Here is a 20888-nt window from a genome sequence, read left to right as displayed (position 1 = left end):
CTCAAGCCACTGCGAGCTTAGCAGCCTGTTGCCACATAAAGTTGGGCATTGGCGTTTGAAGTTTCCAAGTGATGCTTAACGGTTGCGAACCCGTATGACTCACGTATTCCACTTCCCCGTAGTTTACAAACCCCATAGTGCGGCCGTATTTGTCCTTGGTCTGTTCTCGCACAAAAAGAAAGAGGCGCTTACCGATTTCACGATGATCTATGTACTCTTTACCGCGCCCGCGATCAGGTCTCGCGCTGTTCTGTGATTGCCAGTGGAATAGGCTCTCATTGATCGCGTAATCGTGGTACATCGTAGTTGGAGAAAACTGTTTTTCGTTTTTGTCTAAGGTGACAAAAAACAACTCAATATTCTGATCTTTAATATTAAATAAACCTTCTCGTGAAGGCGGTTGATGCTCAAAAGTGGTTGCGCCAAAGCCTACCAATATCTGCTCACGCGCGTAGCGTGCATGCAGGCGAAGTGGAACGTTGGGTAAAGAGGGCATCGCTGGTTGATCGTGTTTAGTTTGTGCCAGCTTCCACTCGATCACATCGGCTAACTCTTGATTGAGCCCCAGTTGATTAAGTTTCGCCATGCTCTCGGAAAGCGTTCGAAAACCCAAATCAGGCCCCGTTTTTTGCCAAAAATCATAGTGGCACATTAGCGTTCGCGGATCTTCGCTTTCATCAGAGCTAAAACTACTCAGACAAAGCTGCTGTAAGAACTGCAAGTAGTAATGATCGTCACAGGTCAAAATACGGTTTTGTATCGCTTTTTTGACCAGCTTTATTGATGATTCATCAGAGGTTATATTGTCACTGGCTTTATTAACAAGCTCGGTCCAACTGACGCGTTTATACAGCTCATTTAAGTTAATATGCGGGTGAAGAGATAAGAAATTCTTCAGCGTTAATGGTCGCGAAGAGTGCTGCGGATACTGACGGATCAGCTCCACAAGTCTTTTGAGTGTCAACGTGGCTTTGCGGATGTTATCCAATACCATCTCTTGTGTACGCTTAGTGAGCTCTATACGACAACCAAGAGGAGCATGCGGAAACCCTAGCTTCACTTCATCCGAAATGGCTTTCTCTGTTTTTCCCACCAACGCTCTAAACTTATTCGCAAAGTCATATTCAGGGCGCGAGTTACCAACAAAATCCAGCACAGTGCAGCACTCTTTCCCTTCTGCTAAGCGCAAGCCACGACCGAGTTGCTGTAGAAAAATAGTTAAACTTTCTGTCGGGCGTAAAAACAGCAACGTATCAACTTCAGGAATATCGACACCTTCATTAAAGATATCAACCACACACAAAATGTTAATTTGACCAGAGCGAATAGCTTGCTGCTTTTGCTGTCGTTCATGGCTGTTATCACTGGTCAATACATCCGCTTTAATCCCTTTTAATAGGAACTGCTGAGCCATGTAATTCGCATGATCTCGACTCACACAAAACGCCAAAGCCTTTATATTGCTAATTTCAGTCACGATCTCCTGCAAACTACGGAGAATTTTATCTACTCGATTTTGGTTATGCGTATAAAGATTGGTTAGCTGCGAAACATCGTAACGACCGCGATTCCACGTGATACTGCGAAGATCCGTATCATCATCAATGCCAAAGTATTGAAATGGGCAAAGGTGTCGGCGATTAATGGCTTCCGGTAACCGAATTTCAGCGGCGATCACACCGCCAAAATCGTTGAGTATATCCCCACCATCATGGCGCTCAGGTGTTGCAGTTAGACCCAACAAAATCGAAGGCGCAAAATAACCAAGCACAGCTCGGTAGCTTGCGGCCGCAATATGATGCACTTCATCAATCACTATGTAGTCGTAGTAGCCAGATGTCAGTTTTAGACAATCGAGTTGATTGTTCAACGTCTGGATCGAAACAAACAGCTGACGATAATGTTCAGGTGTTTGCCCTCCAACCCACAACTCGCCAAATCCGCTATTTTTCAGCACACCTCGGTAAGCTTCTCTCGCTTGACGCAAGATCTCTTCTCTGTGCGCAACAAACAAAAACGTCGCATTCGGTTTGTCTTTGATAAAACGGGCAAAATCAAAAGCAGATATCAGCGTTTTTCCCGTCCCTGTTGCTGCTACAACAAGGTTCCGATAGCGTTGATGCAGTTCGCGCTCAACCAAGAGTTGCTCAAGAATGTCTTTTTGATGAGGAAAAGGCGTGATATCGAAAAAGTGCTGCACACTTTTGTCATTCCCAAATTTTTGCTGTTTCAATGCTCGCTTTAACTTTTCCGCGCTGTCTGCTTGACCATCAAAAAGCTCAAATTCGTTCGATGCCCAATAGGTTTCAAACGTACTGAGTGACTTCTTAATAATGTGCGGAATTTCTTTCGAGGTGATCTTCAGGTTCCACTCAAGGCCATTGGTGAGCGCCGAATGAGACAGATTAGATGAGCCAATGTAGCCCGTGTGATATTCAGTATCACGCAAGAACAAATAGCTTTTCGCATGGAGTCTCTCGCGGTCAGTGTTGTAGCTTAGTTTGACCTGGGTATTGGGAAGGCTTGCTAGATACTCAACCGCTTTGGCATCCGTCGCCCCCATGTAAGAGGTGGTAATAATTTTGAGCTCACGCCCACTGGCGGTAAACGCTTCTAATTCTTTACGGAAAATTCGAATACCTGTCCATTTGATAAACGACACCAGCCAATAGATCTTATCTGCCGACAAGATCTCGCGCTTAAGTTCTGATTCCAATGACAATCCTGCATTGCTACCACAGAACAATTCGCTCTGCGTCAGACCAGTAAGCGGAAAGATATTTTCAACATACTGCTTCAAATTGGCTGAAATAGGGTTTTCTAACTCATACAGCGCAGTGAGTATTTTCCCTTGGCTATCAAGCAAGTTTTCTTCGATAAATTCTTTATCTTGGATTTGGTCTCTTAACCACATCAACAAATCATTAGAAAGCTCTATCTGTTTTTGTAACTGGTCGTCCCCCGAAGGCACTGAGCCAATCGCATAATCCAAAATATGGGTCAAAAAACGAGATAGCCAAACAGACGCTTCGTTGACATTGAGTTCACGCTCACCCACATAGAATCGGTCTCGATCCAGACGGCTATTAATGAGTTGTGTAATGAGCTGCTCGTAGATACCACTTTGCTTCATAGTCTGCCTTTCATACAGGCCAAAACACACAGTGTATATCGACCTGAAAATAATAATAAAAACGTTTCATTTTAATTGGTTAAAAACATTTCACAGAGAATACTTTAAGCATTATTCAAAAATAAAAAACGACTATCACCACTCCCCCACCAGCAACCGACTCTGAACACCCGCCACTTGTAGCTTCATGGCTTCAAACACGCATTCAAAATCTCTTTCTGTTGACGTGATGTTGGGCAGCGACAACGCGGCTTCACAGAAGAAACGCGATTGCGCGAGATCTTCATCCCATGCCAGTTGCCAGAAATCGAGGATCAGCGGCTTGGCTTTTTGCAGGCGTTGCTTGGATGGCACACGATTGAGTTTGGTGAGGTTTTCTTTTTCCGTGGTAGGGAACAGGTTCCATCGGTCATTGTTTGGCCAATACGCAAATGGCAGACAATGATCGACATGGTATTTGTCGTTGAGCTTGGTATTGCTCCACACACTGACGATTTGATGCTGGTTTTCACGCAACAATTCAATGCGTTTTCGCACATCTCGCGTATCGTGACTGGCATCTATCCACGCTAAACAATCGTGATAGGTTTGCAGTGAAATCGCGCGGCGTTGGTTTAGCTCATAGCGCTTCATTTCCGCTATCCACTGGTTCACCACCAGCGGCTCTATCCAACTGGCGTAAAGCCTCAAGCAATCCCACAGGCTTTCTTCTAAGGTGAATACCCCGAAGCTTTGCAAAAACTCACTGTCAATAATAAAGCTGGATTTGGCGTGAACCTTGGTGCGTTCCATCTCAAACAAAGGTCTGGTGATATCACCACGATAGGTGAATTTGACGGGCCCCGCTTTGAGTGTGTCTATGGTATGCCGCATCGCTTTTTGCAATGCTTGTGCATCTTCACCAGTGAAAAACGCCCCGATAGAAAGATCGTCCGGCGTCAGGTGTTTTAATTTGTGCCAACCCTCGTCTTTAACAAACCCCAGCCCTTTATTGGCGTCGCTGTTTTGTTGAATCCCTTGTCCGTCACCCACGTCCGTATCAATCAGGCGTTTGTACTGGCGCATCCAATACAGTGCGACCAAGCCCAATGGAATGGCAATACGCTTATCAGAACGATCAATGACCGCGCCGGGATGTGCATCGGCAATGCGTAGTAAGGTTCGCAGCAACGCAAGCTTGTAAGTGGCTGATTTGCTGTCGTTGACGATAACGTGACGCACGGTGAGCAAATCACCCGAACCATCATCCGGCAGGGTTAATACGACGGTTTGCCATTTCACGTCATCACGGCCCAGCGCATCGGCTTGCAAGGGTGTTTGCAGCCTTATCTGAAGCGCATGATCTTTGGCGAACTGCTCAATCTCTTCAACGGAAACAGAGTGAGCTTGCCTTGCATCATTAAAGCCGCCGTGACGAAGCGTGATCACCAGCCGCCCATTGGGTGCTAGCAGGTTGGCCAGTTTTCGAAATGCGCGTTCTCTGTCGCTCGGCGCGATGTGCATCCACACGGCAGAAAGCAAGATACAGTCAAAGCGAAGGCTAAGTTGATTCACCACTTTCAGTTCAGGCAAGGTGTCTGAAAGCCAAGTGGTAGGAAGAGATTGCGTGCGTGACTCACCAATTGCCCGAAAGCTATCAGCAGGCTCGACGGCATACACATCACAGCCTTGGTTCGCGAACCACGTGGCATCCGCGCCATTGCCGGCGCCCACATCCAGCACTTTGCAGGTGCCATTGCTGCCATCAGGCCAAAAAGATCGCCAACTGTCATGAACCTGTTCAAAGCTCACTTGCTGATACTGGTTATCCAGCTGTTCTGAATGTTGATGGTAAAACTGGATAGTTCGGTTCATAAGAGACAGGTTTATACGTGATTTATCAATTGTACTTTGTATGGACTTTTATGTACGCCTAACAAAGAAAAACGCGACCGTGGTTGCCGGTTCTAAAGGCAGTGGCATTGAACAAAGACAGCAGGCCATTAAGCCCTTATCACATATCGCCACGGGTCATTTTCCCCCTACAATTGAAACCTTCTCGCTTAGTTGCCATCATTACGCTTGTGCGTTCTAAGTTTGGTGCGCAGCAATGCAAGCGATGGAGAGCGGCGGTGCGACATTTGGTCTTGGGGTTATTGTTTGTTGTATTTGCAGCGCCAACACTGGCAGCATGGGACGAGACTGCCTACGTGAAAAATGCATTCCAGATTATTGCCCTCAACAATGAGTATGATGATAAAACCCACCCCATCCGCAAGTGGCACCAGCCAATACGGATTTTTATTGATCACCGCGTGGGTGATGACAAGCTTCATACCATGCTCACCACCATTCAGATCAACGATTTAGCACGCGCCACTGGGCATGACATCAAACTGGTCGATGATCCAGAAGACGCCAACATTCGGATGGTGTTTACCCGCCAAGGCCGTTGGCAGGATGAAACCCGAGAATTGTGGCCGACAGAGGATAATTTCCCTTTTCATGGCGCGATCTGCATGGCGCATATTTCGGTGACGCCAAAGACAGAAATCCGAAAGGCGCTGATTGTTATTCCTGTCGACCTTGCCCGTGAACGCGGCAAACTGTTTGCCTGCGTGGTCGAAGAAATCACTCAGGTGATGGGGCTGCCGAACGATTCAGATAAGGTCTTCCCCTCCATTTTTAACGATGCCTCGAAGAACAACCTGATGACGCCGCTAGACATCACGTTGCTTCGGTTGCTCTATTCATCTGAGGTTCGCGCTGGCATGAGTGAAAAACAGGTGATGCCGTTGCTGGACGACTGGTTCAAACAAAACCCTAGTTGGTCAAAGCAATCGACTGATCTCTACCTTCAAAGTAAGTTCATTACTGAGTTTGGGTTGAATTGAGGGGCCGATATCCATACGCCATCGAATTGCCTTGATCAGTGAAGAATGGCGAACACCTCCAATCATGGCTTTTTGTTACAACGCCGAGCAGCTATCCATCAAATCACCCACATCAAATACGCAATTCAGTGCCCATTTCGAGCAAGAAATTGCCCCCGCATGATCTGCCTTTCGCTTTTGGTTTCGCGTCATTGTAATCCCCCCGTTTGTTCGGTATTTAACCTACAAACAAAAATCATCAGGGAAGAATCAGTGGCGTACAGGGTTGTGAAAATGTCCGAACTCGCATCGTATGAGTTTGGTCAGGTTGAGGGGGCGTTTTCGACGTTAGATGAAAGAGCGCTGGCCGCGGTGTTGCCGCAGGATATGGCGTTAGATAAATTCAAATCGAAACTTGAAGCCGGCGAATTTGTATTGCTAAGCGACGCGCCGATCACGCCCGCTCTCAGAGCATCCAACACCTCCTATGGTGACAAAGTCTGGCAAGTTAACCCTGCTGCTGAAGCTAGCTTTTCACCACAGGCAAAAACGGCGTTTGTGTCTCGCTCCAAAGCGTCTGGCTTCACCTCTCGCTCAGGCTCTGAATCTCAATCCGCCCCTGATGTGCCTTACACCCCCGAACCCAAGGCCGTAGAAAAAACAAAAAAACCTGATCAAGATTATGAGTATCTGTTTGAGGTTGCCTGCACTGAGGCCGTGCTCGCCAGTGAAATCGGTTGCCAGTTTGCATTGGGTAAAACGCCCAAAGAAGCCAGTATTGTCAGTTGGCAGACCAAGCTTTCTGAAATAGGCACAATTTTCTCTGCCAAGGCCACGGATGACACGCCCCGCAGGCTCATCGCTAAAGTCGCGGCAACTGAAAAAGGCGTGAGTAGTCAGCCTCCTGTGAAGTTAAAACCCAAAGGCACCGATGCGGTTCGGGAAGCGTTTATTCCTATTGTCCCTGCCATGCAGCTAGGGTCGCGTTTAGGCTTTCCTACCGACGGGTATTTCTACCACTTCCATGAAGGAAAACTGGTTCAAGAGTACAAGATTTTAGGAGAAGGCCGCTGGGCATTTCAGGCGACTCGCTCTACCCATACCGCACTCAACACTGAGCCTGGGCTGAATAAGTATCAAGGCGCTATCCTGCTTTATTGGAAAATCGACAGCAAAGTCGTCACCAACCAGCACCTTGTGCACCTTAGTTCCCCTATCACGCGGGAACAACTCGATAACCTCAATGAAGATTGGCTAGCTGAAAACGGCGTCGCGATTGATATACCAGCCCTGCTTGCTGTCATAAAAACCACCACAGTCGCCGAGAAACCTTACAAGCCACAAACTTACAATACCCATACAGATGTTACTTATGAGCACAAAGAACGCCTGCTGATGGGCTCGACACTAAAAGCGATAAACAATACGCGTCTGGTGGAGAGTGGGTTGCCCGTGGTGAATGTTAAGACATGGAGGGAGGCCAAGTTGGCGTTCGATTTGGGCTATTGCCAGATTGAAGAAACCCAACCATTAGAACAGTTCTGGAGCAACCTGTTTTCAGACGAAACACCCACTGACATTCAGGAACTTATCAAGAAATACAATGAGCATTTGAATAATCCCGCCAGACAGGGGGAGATTGTTGTTCTGCCGACAGCAGAGCCAGAGACCGAGGAAGAAAGAAGCCGTCTTGATGCACTGATTGAAGAAGCGAAAGCGGCAAGTAAAGAGCTGGGCAAACTGACGGATGATGCAGTGGCTACCGTAAACCGTCACTTTGAGCTTTTGGACTACTATGCGTCGGAAACATTAAAAACAGTTAAGGAAGATGGACTTCCATCAGATGCTTACGCGCATGCCTCATTGGGAGTTGGGGCTATAGCTGCAGGTATTGGACAGCATCTTGATAACATTAATGGCATATTACTGGAAATTAATAGCTTGTATGTATCGCATGTGGCAATGGCAAACCGTGTTGGTGGGATAAACTATGGAGCCTTCGTCACCGAGCGAGCTGCTCTATTTAAAAAATTGGATGGGTCTTTCGCTGCCCTTTCGAAAGGCAGTGTCAAAGTCCCAGCCTATGTGCAAGTTCGAAAGAACTTAAAACTGTCCACTAAGTCGGTTATCCACAATGCCAATGAAATTATCGCGAAAGGCGTTGTCCCAAATCTGGGCAAGCGCATGGCAAATGTAGCCATGGGAATGTTCGCATCGAAAGGGCTTGGATATGTCAGTATTGCCCTAGGTGCAGCAAGCGGAATTAACAATATTTACGAAGCTTGTTCGATAGACACCCCTGATAATTGCGGAAGGGTTGTAACCAGAGAAACCTTTGGATTTGGCGCAGGTATTTTGGGAGGGGTTATTGGTGGTAATCTCGCTATGGCGGGTATGGCGCTATTAATTGGCATTGCCGGCATTACATCCGCACCTATAATCGCTATAGCCACAGTCGGTGCAGTTGTGGGAGGAGGAGCCTTTGGTGGTATAGCTGGTTCAACTGCTGGTAAAGCGACTGGAGATACTGTGTACCTAGCATATGAATGGATTGGGGATATTTTCTAGTTATGTCGGATTTTGGCTCAACACTCATACTAATGCTTGCCATTGTAGGGACGCTATCTCTCGCTTGGATTATTCCGGGCATTATCTCTTTTTGCGTTGTTTCTCTGGGGAGTTTTAAACACATCATTTATCTTGATAGCCAGCTAAGCAGAAAATTAAACGAGCTTTATGATGAGGAAGGCAACCTAAAGAACATGAATTTTTTGAATATTGGCGGCCGTTTCATAACCTATTGTTTTACTTTTCCATTTATTCAAAAGCATGCCCAATCAATGCCAATTAAATACAAAGTATTTATGTGGTTGAACTCTGTTGGCTTCTGGAGCCTTATGGTCACGATGCTTCTGGCCTTTCTCGTTCGACATTTACACATCTTGAGTTAGACACAAGCAAATCACAATCGAATGGTACGAAGTAGCAATTGTGCTCATCAGCGCACTTTTCGGTGGCTATCTAGTCATTTGGGCAATTCCTGGAACGGTTATGAGTGCCATGGTTGCACTCGGTGATGTTGAACGAATTGTATTTATTGATAAACAACTTGCTAAGAACCTGAAGAAGTATTATGACGAGAGGGGTTATTTAAAGCCTGAATATCAATTGTATACTTCAATTGGCCCACGACTATTTGGCTACTGGATTGCTTATCCATTTATTAAGAAAAGAGCTACCACTCGGTCTAAAAAATTCAGGCTATTCATGTGGATAAATTGCCTGGGAATGTGGAGTTTGGTTGGTACAACGTTTTTTGTTTGCTTGGCAAAGTTGCTGGGAATTATTCCCTAATTCTGACCTTAAAAATGGATACCCATGCACATTGAAGAGCTAAAAATAGCGGCATCAGGCTTACTCGCAATCTACGCCATATTGTGGGCTCTTCCCGGAACCATCATGAGTGCAATAGTTTCTTTGGGAGATCCGCAACGTATCGTTTTCATTGATCAACAATTAGCAAAAGATCCCCGGAAGCTCCACGCTGACTGGTCAAGCATGATTTTCAGTAACATTGCAACACGCCTCTTTGGCTATTGGCTTGCCTACCCACTCATTCGTCGTAGAGTAACCACAACCTCAACAAAGTTTTCATTGTTTATGTGGTTCAATTGTTTGGGAATGTGGAGCGTGATTGGTGCGCTGTTGCTGTCCTTGATGTCAAAGGCGCTTTGACGGTCCCTCCCCAATTTGCCCCCTCAACCACCCCACAAAACAGGCGGTGCTTTCATTTTGGGTGGTGTTTATCAAGTAATAGCCTGCGTTGGCTTTGATCGGTGCGAAAGGCGACACTAAACGCTCGGTGTCCAACTCGTCATCAATGAGCGCAATACGCGCCATCGCAATCCCGACACCGGCTTCGGCAGCAGACATGGCCATATCAGTACGGTTGAAAAAATGGCCTTTATCTGTGGGCATCTCAAGCCCTTGCTCTAATGCCCAATATCGCCACTCATGATCCCGTGCGGCGTTTTGCCACGGCATGGCATCGTGCAGCAAGGTGACAGTTTGCCAATGCTCTGAGCTATATGGGTCATCCAACAGCCAGTGGTGTTTTGCAAGGTACCTTGGGCTCATCACGGGCAGTAAATATTCATCCAGCAACAGCTCGGCATTGGGATGACGATAAGGGTGCTGGCGGTAATCAATCGCCAAATCAAAATCTCGCGTGTCACTGTTCACCAGTGCGCCTTCGGCAAAGATCTGAATTTGAATCTCCGGAAATTGCTGGTGAAAGCTTTCAAGCTTTGGCACTAGCCATTTGAAGGCAAACGACGGGGTGAGTTTCAGGCGCACTTCCTGCTTTTTTCCCTGCAATTGCTGAAGCGCAGCGATCTCAGCGTCTATTTCTCCTAAATGGAAGCTCACACTTTGCAGCAGCTGCTTTCCTTTGTCTGTTAAGCGAATTCCCCGTGAATGACGCTCAAACAGGCTAAAGCCCAATTGTTGCTCAAGCTGCAACAATTGCTGGCTAACCGCCCCTGTCGTCAGGCATAACGCCTTGGCAGCGCTGGTAAGGCTGGTGTGTTTGGCCATTTCCGTAAACGTGAGTAACGCACCCAAGTGGTTGCTTTTGATTGTCTGCATCTTTCTGCTTTTAGTTTTTCTATACGCTGTGATTAATTTATATCGATTGTTAGCACCTTGTAAACAACACACACTCGCCTTGTTTTCAGTTGGAGAAGAAAAAAGATGAAAGCCTTGGTATTGGGAAGTGGTGTTGTCGGTTTAATGAGTGCTTGGTATCTACAAAAAGCAGGCTATCAAGTGACGGTGGTTGATCGTCAATCACGCAGCGGTGAAGAAACCAGTTTTGCCAATGCTGGGCAAATTTCCTATGGCTACTCTTCCCCTTGGGCGGCGCCGGGTATTCCACAAAAAGCCATTCGCTGGTTGATGGAAGAACACGCCCCATTAAAGGTGAAACCCACGCTAGACCCACAACTGATTAAGTGGGCCAGTCAAATGTTGGTCAACTGCCAGCTCGACCGCTACAAAGTGAACAAATCACGCATGCTGGGCATTGCCAATCACAGCCGTGAGTGCCTAATTGAACTGCGTGAACAACACAACATTCAGTATCAAGGTCGTCAACAAGGCACGCTGCAAATCTTCCGTAACCAAAAACAAGTGGATGCGGTAGAAAAAGACATCGCCCTACTAGAACAAAGTGGTACACGCTTCCAACGCATGTCGGTAGAAGCGTGTATTAAGCAAGAACCCGGGCTGACTGCTGTGAGCCACAAACTAAAAGGTGGTTTGTATCTGCCTGATGACGAAACGGGCGATTGTTATCTGTTCTGTCAACAAATGACCGAACTTGCCAAGCAGCATGGCGTCGAGTTTTTGTTTGATACGCCAGTGCTGGACGTGAAGCGTGAAGGCACACGTATTGTGGGTGTGTTGACAGACAAAGGCACGCTAGAAGCCGACACCTTCGTGGTCGCCATGGGCAGCTACTCTACCCCGTTTTTGGCCAAGCTTGGCGTAAACATTCCGGTTTATCCGGTTAAAGGATACTCGCTAACCGTGCCAATTACCGATGCATCACAAGCCCCCGTTTCTACCGTGATGGATGAAACTTATAAAGTGGCGCTGACGCGCTTTGATGATCGTATTCGCGTGGCGGGCACGGCGGAATTGGCAGGGTTTGATCCGGCTATTCCAGAAAAACGCAAAGCTACCATTGAGATGGTGGTGAAAGATCTCTTCCCGCACAGTGGCGATTTTGCAAAAGCCGAGTTCTGGACAGGGTTCCGCCCAATGACACCAGACGGCACGCCTGTGATTGGGAAAACGCCTTACAGCAACTTGTTCACCAATACAGGGCACGGCACCTTAGGCTGGACCATGGCGTGTGGTTCAGGCGATTTGCTGACACAGATGATCACCGAACAGGTGACTGGCAAAGTGGAAGGGCTTGATTATTTTCGCTACGCCAGTTAAACCGCGGCATCAGGTTTTAACACCAAAAAGAGGAGACGTTTAGGTCTCCTCTTTGTTTATGTCTCCTCTTTTTTACGCCAACAACAACGCTATTTGAATCGGCCGCACTTCTTTTTGTTATTGCTCCATCACCTTTTTGAGATTGTCCAACCCCGCTTTGTATAACCCAGTGATCGCACCAATGGCAGTTTCATCATTTAAATTTTCTGGTGGGTTATTGTTTGGATCGCCGCGGTAAAAGCCCGCTTTCCATGTCACCACACTGTTGTCGCCATCCGCTTTTACCGAGAGCGTCGATTGGTAATTGGTCACAGGAAGCAGCGCCGTGTTGTCTTGGCTGATTTTGTATTTAAGCGTCATTCCTTGGTCATCGAACTTTTTCAGTGTCTCTTCGACACTTTGCTCGCCGACATACACCACACGCACCGCGCCTTTCTCATTGGCTGGCTCTTTTTCCATTACCACCTTGGTTACCGGCGGCAGCCATGCAAGGCTGTTAAACGCTCCCACGGTTTTCCATACTTTTTCAGCGGGGGCGTTGATGGTGACAGACTCAGAGACTTTGAGCCTTGACGGTCCATGCGCATACGCGGTTGATACACTCACTAGACTTAAGGCAGCCAATATAAAAAGAGGGCGTTTTATGAAAATGAGTTGTTTGGTAAGGATGAGTAATTTTGTGAGCATCCGTTGTTATCCTTTTCAATGCCGATGACCATTTCTGTTATAACGGCGATTGAGAAGGAACAAAATCGCGCCTCAGGCAAAAGTGTTTTTTCACCTCGACAGGCGCAAATAGACTATGCAGCTTTCACGATCTTCGGCTCGTATTTTTTAATGAACCCTTTGATCTTCGGTGCAATCATTTCGCGATAACGGCGACCGTTAAAAATACCGTAGTGACCGACGCCTTTTTGCTCATAATGCATTTTTTTAGATTTTCTCAGTTTGGTGCACAAATCCAGTGCCGCCGCAGTTTGGCCGCGTCCGGTAATGTCATCCAATTCGCCTTCTATGGTCAGGATCGCCGTTTCCGTGATGCAATCAAGATCAATGAGCTTGCCACGATAGGTCATGGTTTTATTGGGCAACTTATGCTCAAGGAATACCTTACGAATGGTGTCGAGATAATAATGCGCAGGCAAGTCCATCACAGCCAAATATTCATTGTAAAACTGACGGTGAGACTCGGCATTGTCACCATCGCCTTTGACTAAATCACCAAAGAACTTAAAGTGCTTTTGCACGTGGGAATCAAGGTTCATCGACATAAAGCCAGAAAGCTGAACAAAACCCGGATACACCAGTTGCCCCATGCCTTTATATTGCTCAGGCACAGTACAAATCACGTTCGATTCAAACCATTCTAAATCTTTGCCGCTGGCATAATCATTCACTTCCGTGGGATTGATACGGGTATCGATAGGCCCGCCCATTAGCGTCATACTCGACGGTGTGGCTGGGTTGTTTTGTTCTGACATCAGGGCAGTAGCCACCATTAGCGGCACACACGGCTGACATACCGCAATCGCATGCGTATCGGGGCCCAGCATTTCCAAAAACTCAATCAGATAATCCACGTAGTCATCAAAGTGGAATTCACCTTCACTATTGGGCACATCACGGGCGTTTTGCCAGTCAGTCACATACACGTCATGATCGGGTAAAAACTCGCGAATCGTGCCGCGAAGTAGTGTGGCGAAATGACCAGAAAGAGGGGCAACAAAAAGCACTTTTGGCTGATTCGGCTGCGCCTTGCTTCGTCTAAAATGAAGCAAATTACAAAACGGTTTGTTGGCAATCACGTTGTATTGAATCGCCAAGCTTTGGCCGTTGATCACCGTATGATCCAAGCCCCAGGCTGGCTCGTCATAACAATCAGTCAGGCGCTCCACCAGCTCCATCGAGGCATCAAAGGTGCGCGCTATCGACGAGTCACGCAGGCAATTCCAAGGCGCAGCGTTAAAATCTCTGACAAACTTCACCCAACTGTTAAGCGGTTTGATGGATTCCATGTATGTCGCATTCAGTTCATAAAGCATAGGGTGCCCCTGATGTTAAAAACGCGTGGCAAGAAACCACTATTAACTAACTACTTAATTAACATACTAGACCAGAAACTCAGTGCCGCAGGTTTGTGTCTTATCACCAGATTGTAAAATCGTTAAACCGATACTCCCCTCATTTACTGCATTAACTCAAAGTCTCACTGGCGAAACACTCATCCAATTTCTAATCTTGTAGAGAGCAATCCCGTCATTTAACAGGAAAACTCGCTGGTCACTGATATCGCGAGATCAAGGAATTTTGATGAAACAAGTTCTCTTACTTGGCGCAATAATTTGGCTGCTTAGTGGCTGTGACCGCAACAACGACACTTCACCGATCGTTTCTCAAAAATCATCAGAAACACGTGAATTAACCCTTGCTTTGACAAGTTCCACTGACAGTGCTGAATACAGTGCCGCTATGCATCTCGCATCACTCGTCAACACGGCAACACAAAGCAAGGTGACGATAAAAGTCACGCGTGCGGAATCATCAATATCTGAACGAGAATTGATTGCGCTAGTGCAAAAAGGCGAGCTGGATATGGTGATTACGCCAACCCCCAAGCTGTCTCACCTCACGCCTGAAATACAGATTTTTGACATTCCCTTCCTGTTCGAAGATCAGGCGGCTGCAGGCCGTGTGTATGCAAGCAATGCTGGGCGAACATTATTGGCGACATTGGACAGTCACAACCTGAAAGGGCTTGCATTCTGGCCAGCCGGATTTAAGCAGTTCGTCACTACCTTCCCGCTTGTGTCGATGGCTGATTTTAATAACCGACGTTTTAGGATTATGGAAAGCCTGATCTTGCGTGAACAAATTGAATTATGGGGGGGCTCCAGCGTTTCTATTGCTTCAAATCAGTTGTCGAACGCCTTTGAAAAGAAAGCCATTGATGCGGCAGAAAAGACCATCAGAAATATCGCTGCCCTCAACGCGGATGGGTTGCAGATAACAAAGACAAACCATGGTTTTCTTACCTTGGTCATGATGATGAACCCAAAGTCCTTCAGCGGATTGCCAGCACAATATCAAGATGCCCTGCTAGAGGCGGTAAAAGCAGCAACACAACGTCAATTCACGCTTGTCGCCCAAGAAAAAGAGGCTAGTGATGACATGAAAAACACCCCAATGACTGTCATTCAAGCACCTAATGAACTGATAAACCAAATGAAAGAAGCCGCCAAGCCCCTCCTCGAACGCCATCGCATGATGTTTGGCACAACACTTGTCGAGCAAGTGCTGCAAGAGCGTGATAATTGGGAGTCAATGTACCCTGAGGCACTATTGGTCGCGTTAGATGCCGACCTTCAAGGCAGCGCAGCATTGTCTGGACTCGCGATACGCAGAGGCATTGAACTCGCAATGGATGAAATTAACGCGCAAGGCGGCCTGCTCGGTAAACAAGTAAAACTGGTGGCACGGAACAACTCCATGGTGCCATCTCGGGGTATAGACAACATAAAAACCTTCGCCAAACTGCCCAATCTTATCGCCGTATTTAGCGGGATCAGCAGTCCTGTGGTGCTCGCCGAACTCGACCTGATCCATGAGAAAAAAATATTGATGTTAGCGCCATGGGCTGCCGCCACCCCTATTGTGGCGAACAATCGAAACCCCAACTTCGTTTTTCGCGTATCTGTTCGAGATGAATATGCGGCAGAATTTCTTCTTGATGGCGCGCTAGACGTTTCTCCCAACATAGGTTTAATGCTGGTCAATAATGGCTGGGGAAGAAGCAACTATGAAGGCCTGCTCGAAGCTATGTCACATCGCGGGGTTTCGACGATCGCCATAGAGTGGTTTGATTGGGCTGAAGGTGATTTTGCATCAAAAACAAATCGACTGATCGAGCAAGGCGCAGAAGTCATTATTTATGTTGGCAACGCGATTGAAGGCCAAAAATTTCTGTCATCATTAATCCCATATCCCGATCCTCCCGTCGTGATCTCTCATTGGGGGATCACGGGGTCAGAATTTGCTCAGAAGGCAGCCCACGCGATAGAGAAAATAGACCTTCGTGTACTGCAAACCTTTTCCTTTCTTGGCAACGACAAGCCTCTTGTCATGTCATTGGCTAACCGTTACCACCAGCGATACAACACCACATCAGCAAGCGATATCTTTGCCCCTTCAGGCACCGCTCACGCTTACGATCTCATGCACTTGCTGGCACAAGCAACTCGTCAATCAGGTGAGCCAGATATGGAGAAAATCCGTCAAGAAATGACAAAATTGGAACAACATGAAGGCGTCATGAAAACGTATAAGCAGCCCTTTAAAAACGGGCACCAAGACGCATTAACGTCAGACGATTACATCTTCGCCTTCTATCAAAATGGCTCGCTTTATCCTCTAGAGTTCGCAAACGAATGATCGCCACTAAAAGCATTGCCAACCGTTTTGCTAATCTCATCTTAGTACTGCTGGTGAGTTTCTTTTTCTTTGTGGTCGGCGCGACCACGGTGATGGAGCTGTTTCGAATAAATAAACAACTGCACGAAGACCTACATCTTCAAGCATTAACCCGCCTAAACATTTTGGAACAAGAACTCAAGATCCAACGATTGGCTGTCACACGAACCGCCGAAAGCCAGCTTTCAATCAATAGCTTAATCGACATCAACGGCAGCAATCTCTATTTTGATTATGCGTTGGATGATCTTACCCAATACACCGCTATTGATGATGCGCTACTTTTTGATTACGCAGGCAATCAATTGCACCAATCCTCCCTATCTCCGTCGTGGTATTCATCATCATTTGTCAGAGAAACACTGGCCACAGGCAACGGCGACATAAAATTTCATCATGGGGCGTTTTTCATCATTGAACCCATTACGTATTTTGGCGCGGTACAAGGCGGCATTATTGCGAGGGTAAACCTATCTGAGCTCGTTGCACCCGCACTAGAAAACATTAACCGTTACTATTCACTCAGAGTGGGCGTGAGGGTCGAATTTACGGACGGAACCCATCCAGATAAAGCCATCACTGTCTCGATGGTTCCTACGCCAGACATGATGCTCAATAAATTTGATATTTCAATATCCATTTCAGAGCCATACATGTCCTTGCTTTACAATATCGCTCCGTGGCTCACCAGTTTCAGCATTCTCACTTTCATATCCCTATTTCCCATCATTGCCATTGCACGTCGATTGGGTAGGAAGATGGCGCATCCAATTACGCAACTGTCTAAAAAAGTAGAAGAGGGTTCCTATCCTATTGCGCTGTCTCAAACCGCCTCTGAATTAGAAGTACTGGTGAATGCTTTTAACCAAGCCACGGAGCAAATTAGTACAGCCAGTGAATTAAACATCGAGGCCGAAAGGCAATCAGGCCAGAGCCAACTCCTTGCGATTGTTGATACCGTGGTTGATAGCATCATCACCATTGATGAAAAAGGCCACATCGCGACCTTTAACCCTGCGGCAGAAGGCCTATTTGGGTATTACGCTGACGAAGTGATCGGAAAGAAAGTGAACATGCTTATGCCACAGGATTTCGCCCGACAACACGATACCTTTCTGACCAACTATATCAGCGGGAAACCTGCGAAAATTATAGGGATAGGACGTGAAATCATAGCAAAGCGCAAAGATGGCACTGAATTTTCCGCCGAACTTTCTGTCAGCGAGATGCGGGTATTAGGCAAGCGCATGTTCACCGGCGTTATTCGAGACATCACCGCGCGCAAAAAAGCGCAAAGTGTTAAGAATGAATTTGTCGCAACCGTTAGCCATGAATTGCGAACACCACTGACATCCATCTGCGGCTCGCTGGGCTTAGTGCTGGGTAAGTTTGGCGATGAGTTACCCGTTAAAAGTAAAAAAATGCTCACTATCGCGCTGCGGAACAGTGAGCGGCTTGCCCTATTAATCAACGATATTCTTGATATCGAAAAGCTGGAATCAGGGCAACTTACCTTTAGCTTTAATCGAATTAATCTTAATACCATCATTCAGCGCTCCGTCGACGACAACGAGGGATTCGCTCGAAAGCACAATGTGTCTGTGGTGTATATCAACGAGATTGATGATGTCTATATCAACGCGGATTCAGGGCGGTTACAGCAAGTCATGGCGAACCTGTTATCAAACGCCATCAAATACTCGCCCGCAAACAGCCAGGTCACCGTGACACTCATGCGCCAAGATGCCTTCTATCGCGTCGAAGTCACGGATATTGGCACAGGCATCCCACCAGAGTTCCACAAACACATTTTTGAGCGATTTTCGCAAGCTGACAGTTCAGACACACGCAGGGTCGGCGGAACAGGCTTAGGGCTGAGCATCACCAAAGCCATTATAGAAGGACACAAAGGGGAATTAGACTTCATCTCAGTGCCTGGAGAAGGGTCGACGTTTTTCTTTTCGCTGCCGATTGATGCATCCGAAACAAAACGTCTGGCTGTCCATGCAGAGAAAGTTATCTCCCAATTTCAGATATTGTATGTGGGCAATGACGATGGACTAACCCATGCATTACGCAGTGAGCTTACCGCTATCGCTGAAGTGTCTACCGCCCATTCTATTGAAGCCGCCACACTGGCTTTGGAGCAGCAACACTTCGAATTGGTCATTGTTGACAACACATGGCACGAAAAATTACTCCAACCATTTCTTTACGCGCTTTTTGCAAGCGCAAAACCCGTGATTTTGATATCAGAAACACAACCCGAAATACCCCTGCCGACCAATATCACGTCATGCCATGAGAAATCGCAATTAAATATCCACAAACTCAAATCCGAAGTCCGTCTTATACTTAAGAAAACATTCCCCAAGAAGGCAATGTAATGAGCAAGCCAATTACTGTTTTGTATGTAGAAGATGACGAAGACATTCGTGATGTCGCCGAAATGGCCCTAGAGGACGACGGCTTTATCCTACTTGCGTGCAGTTCCGGCAACGAGGCATTGGAGAAGGGCGCCCTTGCTGACCCAGACTTGCTGCTGCTGGATGTCATGATGCCTGACATGGACGGCCCCACCACATTGATGAACTTACGAAAATTGCCCCACTTGGGTACGACGCCGGCCATTTTCATGACAGCAAAAGTTCAGCCTTCGGAGATAGCGTCTTACCACCAATGCGGTGCTATTGGTGTTATCAGCAAGCCGTTTGATCCCATGACGCTTGCCGGCAAAATTAAAAGCATGATGACAAGGGAAGGCTTATGAGACCATCTCAATTAAAAAAATTTCAGGAACAACAAGCCAAATTTTCCAAAGGCATCGGTAAACGCATCGAAAGAATTTCGACGCTATGGCAAGCCATCCAAACGAACAAGAAATCGACCCATGGCGAACTTGATGAGCTCGTGCTTGAAGCGCACAAGTTAGCGGGGACAGCGACCACGCTCGGTTTTGTTGATCTTGGCGAACGAGGCCGCGATATCGAAGTATTGCTCAAGCCTTCACATGAGAACCAAGAAAACCCTTGGCCAAATACTGACATTGATGCGCTCATTGCCAGCATCGAAGATGTGGCTCGCATGGAGCCAAAAAGACCTGAAGATTTGACCTATGGTGAAGTCACACTGCTTCACGAACAGGGGCGAACCAAGCAACTGGTGTATGTGCTTGCTGACGATCTCAGTGACATTCAAGAAATGGTCGAACAGCTGCAATATCTGGAATATGACGTACTGTCATTCGATTGCACTGACGCATTAAAAGAAGCGTTGAGCAAAGAGTCCCCCTCGGTGATCATTGTTGATATCCAAGACTTTGAACTGCTCGACAAAGTCACCAAAGTATGGCGTAAAAACAGTGGCATTCCACTGGTAGTATTAAGCAGCACTGAGTGCTGGAACAGTCGACTGCTTGCAGCAAAAGCAGGGGCATTTGCCTTTTTCCATAAGCCGATTGAATATGATGACATTCTCAGTCTGCTAGATTCTTTGTGGGAAAGTCATAACGCCCAATACCGTGTGCTGATCGTTGAAGATGAACAGATACTTGCTGAGCACTACTCCATTGTGCTGCAAGGGGCGGGAATGAAAACCCTGATTGTTGACGATCCAGAGCACTTGCTTGATGAACTCGGCGAATTCAGTCCCGATTTGATACTCATGGATTTGTATATGCCCAATTGCTCGGGCGTGGAAGCCGCCAGTGTTATTCGCCAGCACGCTTCCCACACCAATGTGCCTATCGTGTACCTTTCTGGTGAAACCGACTTAAAGCTGCAAATGAAAGCGCTACAAGTGGGTGCGGATGACTTCCTTACCAAACCCATCAATGATCTGCACCTAACGCAAGCAGTCTCCATTCGCGCTAAACGCTTCCGTCAATTAAGCGCCTTAATGGACAGGGATAGCCTCACAGGGTTACTCAATCACTCGAACCTAAAAGTCGCCCTTGATCGTGAGCTCTCTCGGGCGCGTCGTCACCATTCCCCATTAAGTTTTGTGATGATAGATATCGACCATTTTAAGTCTGTTAACGACAGATATGGTCACCCCGTGGGAGACAAAGTCATCAAAGGCGTTGCCCGTTTGCTCAATTATCGATTCAGAAAAACTGATACTTGCGCCCGTTATGGTGGCGAAGAGTTTGCGCTTATTCTACCGGATACGCCCGCCGACATTGCCTTGAGGCTTATCGATGAATTTCGGGTCACCTTTGCAAAAACGCCGTTCTCCAATGGCTCGGACACCTTTTACGCCACCTTAAGCGCCGGCGTCGCGACCTTCCCAGAGTTTGATTCGGTAGAGTCCATTATTGAAGCGGCAGATTCTTCTTTGTATATTGCCAAGGAAAAAGGTCGCAACCAAGTCGTCACCCATGTGGAATTAGATGCGAACAAAAAAAATCACGCCTAACGTCGGATGTCGCG

15 protein-coding genes are annotated in these 20888 nt (G+C 47.0%); 10 read left to right on the top strand and 5 right to left on the bottom strand.

Features of this window, described 5'->3' with window-relative positions; translation table 11 throughout:
* Window position 1 precedes the first annotated feature (1 nt).
* Both AB8599_RS02875 and AB8599_RS02870 read right to left on the bottom strand, forming a co-directional pair.
* Window positions 2-3133: a DUF3427 domain-containing protein gene (locus tag AB8599_RS02875; protein WP_407332307.1), complete on the bottom strand. Its 3132-nt coding sequence runs from the start codon at window positions 3131-3133 to the stop codon at window positions 2-4.
* A 135-nt stretch (window positions 3134-3268) separates the two neighbouring features.
* Complete coding sequence (locus AB8599_RS02870) at window positions 3269-4987, bottom strand: class I SAM-dependent methyltransferase (protein ID WP_407332306.1); 1719 nt, start codon at window positions 4985-4987, stop codon at window positions 3269-3271.
* A 257-nt stretch (window positions 4988-5244) separates the two neighbouring features.
* On the opposite strand from AB8599_RS02870, the gene AB8599_RS02865 reads away from it, so the two are divergent.
* The 5 genes from AB8599_RS02865 to AB8599_RS02845 all read left to right on the top strand — a co-directional run bounded on the left by AB8599_RS02865 (window position 5245) and on the right by AB8599_RS02845 (window position 9720).
* Window positions 5245-6006 carry a DUF2927 domain-containing protein gene (locus tag AB8599_RS02865; RefSeq protein ID WP_407332305.1) on the top strand — a complete coding sequence of 254 codons (762 nt, stop codon included), beginning with the start codon at window positions 5245-5247 and terminating at the stop codon, window positions 6004-6006.
* Between the two features lie 273 nt (window positions 6007-6279).
* A complete protein-coding gene (locus AB8599_RS02860) occupies window positions 6280-8553 on the top strand; it encodes a hypothetical protein (protein ID WP_407332304.1) in 2274 nt (757 codons plus the stop codon).
* A 2-nt stretch (window positions 8554-8555) separates the two neighbouring features.
* A complete protein-coding gene (locus tag AB8599_RS02855) occupies window positions 8556-8936 on the top strand; it encodes a hypothetical protein (protein ID WP_407332303.1) in 381 nt (126 codons plus the stop codon).
* A gap of 16 nt (window positions 8937-8952) precedes the next feature.
* The gene (locus tag AB8599_RS02850) at window positions 8953-9339 is read left to right on the top strand and encodes a hypothetical protein (RefSeq protein ID WP_407333163.1); all 387 of its coding nucleotides are present in this window, start codon (window positions 8953-8955) and stop codon (window positions 9337-9339) included.
* 24 nt (window positions 9340-9363) lie between these two features.
* On the top strand, window positions 9364-9720 hold the full coding sequence (locus AB8599_RS02845) for a hypothetical protein (RefSeq protein ID WP_017004619.1): 357 nt from the start codon (window positions 9364-9366) through the stop codon (window positions 9718-9720).
* On the opposite strand, the gene AB8599_RS02840 is transcribed toward AB8599_RS02845, so the two are convergent.
* Complete coding sequence (locus tag AB8599_RS02840) at window positions 9706-10632, bottom strand: LysR substrate-binding domain-containing protein (RefSeq protein WP_407332302.1); 927 nt, start codon at window positions 10630-10632, stop codon at window positions 9706-9708. The genes AB8599_RS02845 and AB8599_RS02840 overlap by 15 nt on opposite strands.
* 105 nt (window positions 10633-10737) lie before the next feature.
* On the opposite strand from AB8599_RS02840, the gene AB8599_RS02835 reads away from it, so the two are divergent.
* A complete protein-coding gene (locus AB8599_RS02835) occupies window positions 10738-11991 on the top strand; it encodes a D-amino acid dehydrogenase (protein WP_407332301.1) in 1254 nt (417 codons plus the stop codon).
* A gap of 117 nt (window positions 11992-12108) precedes the next feature.
* On the opposite strand, the gene AB8599_RS02830 is transcribed toward AB8599_RS02835, so the two are convergent.
* Entirely contained in the window at window positions 12109-12678 is a 570-nt protein-coding gene (locus AB8599_RS02830; protein ID WP_407332300.1) for an SRPBCC family protein, read from the bottom strand.
* Window positions 12679-12791: 113 nt separating this feature from the next.
* Window positions 12792-14033, bottom strand: a complete 1242-nt coding sequence (locus AB8599_RS02825; RefSeq protein ID WP_407332299.1) for a polyhydroxyalkanoate depolymerase — start codon at window positions 14031-14033, stop codon at window positions 12792-12794.
* Between the two features lie 268 nt (window positions 14034-14301).
* Here AB8599_RS02825 and dctP point away from each other — a divergent pair, with 268 nt between their 5' ends.
* From dctP to AB8599_RS02805, 4 genes are read left to right on the top strand one after another with little or no spacing between them, the layout of a single operon-like run.
* Window positions 14302-16419, top strand: coding sequence for a TRAP transporter substrate-binding protein DctP (dctP, locus tag AB8599_RS02820; RefSeq protein ID WP_407332298.1), 2118 nt, complete (start codon window positions 14302-14304; stop codon window positions 16417-16419).
* A complete protein-coding gene (locus tag AB8599_RS02815) occupies window positions 16416-18845 on the top strand; it encodes an ATP-binding protein (RefSeq protein WP_407332297.1) in 2430 nt (809 codons plus the stop codon). The genes dctP and AB8599_RS02815 overlap by 4 nt, the downstream gene beginning before the upstream one ends.
* Window positions 18845-19228: a response regulator gene (locus tag AB8599_RS02810; RefSeq protein WP_407332296.1), complete on the top strand. Its 384-nt coding sequence runs from the start codon at window positions 18845-18847 to the stop codon at window positions 19226-19228. Before AB8599_RS02815 ends, AB8599_RS02810 begins: the two co-directional genes overlap by 1 nt.
* Window positions 19225-20874, top strand: coding sequence for a diguanylate cyclase (locus tag AB8599_RS02805; protein ID WP_407332295.1), 1650 nt, complete (start codon window positions 19225-19227; stop codon window positions 20872-20874). The genes AB8599_RS02810 and AB8599_RS02805 overlap by 4 nt, the downstream gene beginning before the upstream one ends.
* Window positions 20875-20888: the final 14 nt, after the last annotated feature.

Source organism: Enterovibrio litoreus (genome assembly GCF_045679545.1).
In the GTDB taxonomy this organism is placed as follows: Bacteria; Pseudomonadota; Gammaproteobacteria; order Enterobacterales; family Vibrionaceae; genus Enterovibrio.
The sequence above is the reverse complement of the archived record's forward strand: the minus strand, read 5'-3'. Positions and strand labels throughout refer to the sequence as shown.

Excerpts from the sequence above, each read along its gene's own strand:
- AB8599_RS02875 (WP_407332307.1), bottom strand. The coding sequence starts at position 3,133 with ATGAAGCAAAGTGGTATCTACGAGCAGCTCATTACACAACTCATTAAT.
- AB8599_RS02870 (WP_407332306.1), bottom strand. The coding sequence starts at position 4,987 with ATGAACCGAACTATCCAGTTTTACCATCAACATTCAGAACAGCTGGAT.
- AB8599_RS02860 (WP_407332304.1), top strand. The coding sequence starts at position 6,280 with ATGTCCGAACTCGCATCGTATGAGTTTGGTCAGGTTGAGGGGGCGTTT.
- AB8599_RS02855 (WP_407332303.1), top strand. The coding sequence starts at position 8,556 with ATGTCGGATTTTGGCTCAACACTCATACTAATGCTTGCCATTGTAGGG.
- AB8599_RS02845 (WP_017004619.1), top strand. The coding sequence starts at position 9,364 with ATGCACATTGAAGAGCTAAAAATAGCGGCATCAGGCTTACTCGCAATC.
- AB8599_RS02840 (WP_407332302.1), bottom strand. The coding sequence starts at position 10,632 with ATGCAGACAATCAAAAGCAACCACTTGGGTGCGTTACTCACGTTTACG.
- AB8599_RS02835 (WP_407332301.1), top strand. The coding sequence starts at position 10,738 with ATGAAAGCCTTGGTATTGGGAAGTGGTGTTGTCGGTTTAATGAGTGCT.
- AB8599_RS02830 (WP_407332300.1), bottom strand. The coding sequence starts at position 12,678 with ATGCTCACAAAATTACTCATCCTTACCAAACAACTCATTTTCATAAAA.
- AB8599_RS02825 (WP_407332299.1), bottom strand. The coding sequence starts at position 14,033 with ATGCTTTATGAACTGAATGCGACATACATGGAATCCATCAAACCGCTT.
- dctP (WP_407332298.1), top strand. The coding sequence starts at position 14,302 with ATGAAACAAGTTCTCTTACTTGGCGCAATAATTTGGCTGCTTAGTGGC.
- AB8599_RS02815 (WP_407332297.1), top strand. The coding sequence starts at position 16,416 with ATGATCGCCACTAAAAGCATTGCCAACCGTTTTGCTAATCTCATCTTA.
- AB8599_RS02810 (WP_407332296.1), top strand. The coding sequence starts at position 18,845 with ATGAGCAAGCCAATTACTGTTTTGTATGTAGAAGATGACGAAGACATT.
- AB8599_RS02805 (WP_407332295.1), top strand. The coding sequence starts at position 19,225 with ATGAGACCATCTCAATTAAAAAAATTTCAGGAACAACAAGCCAAATTT.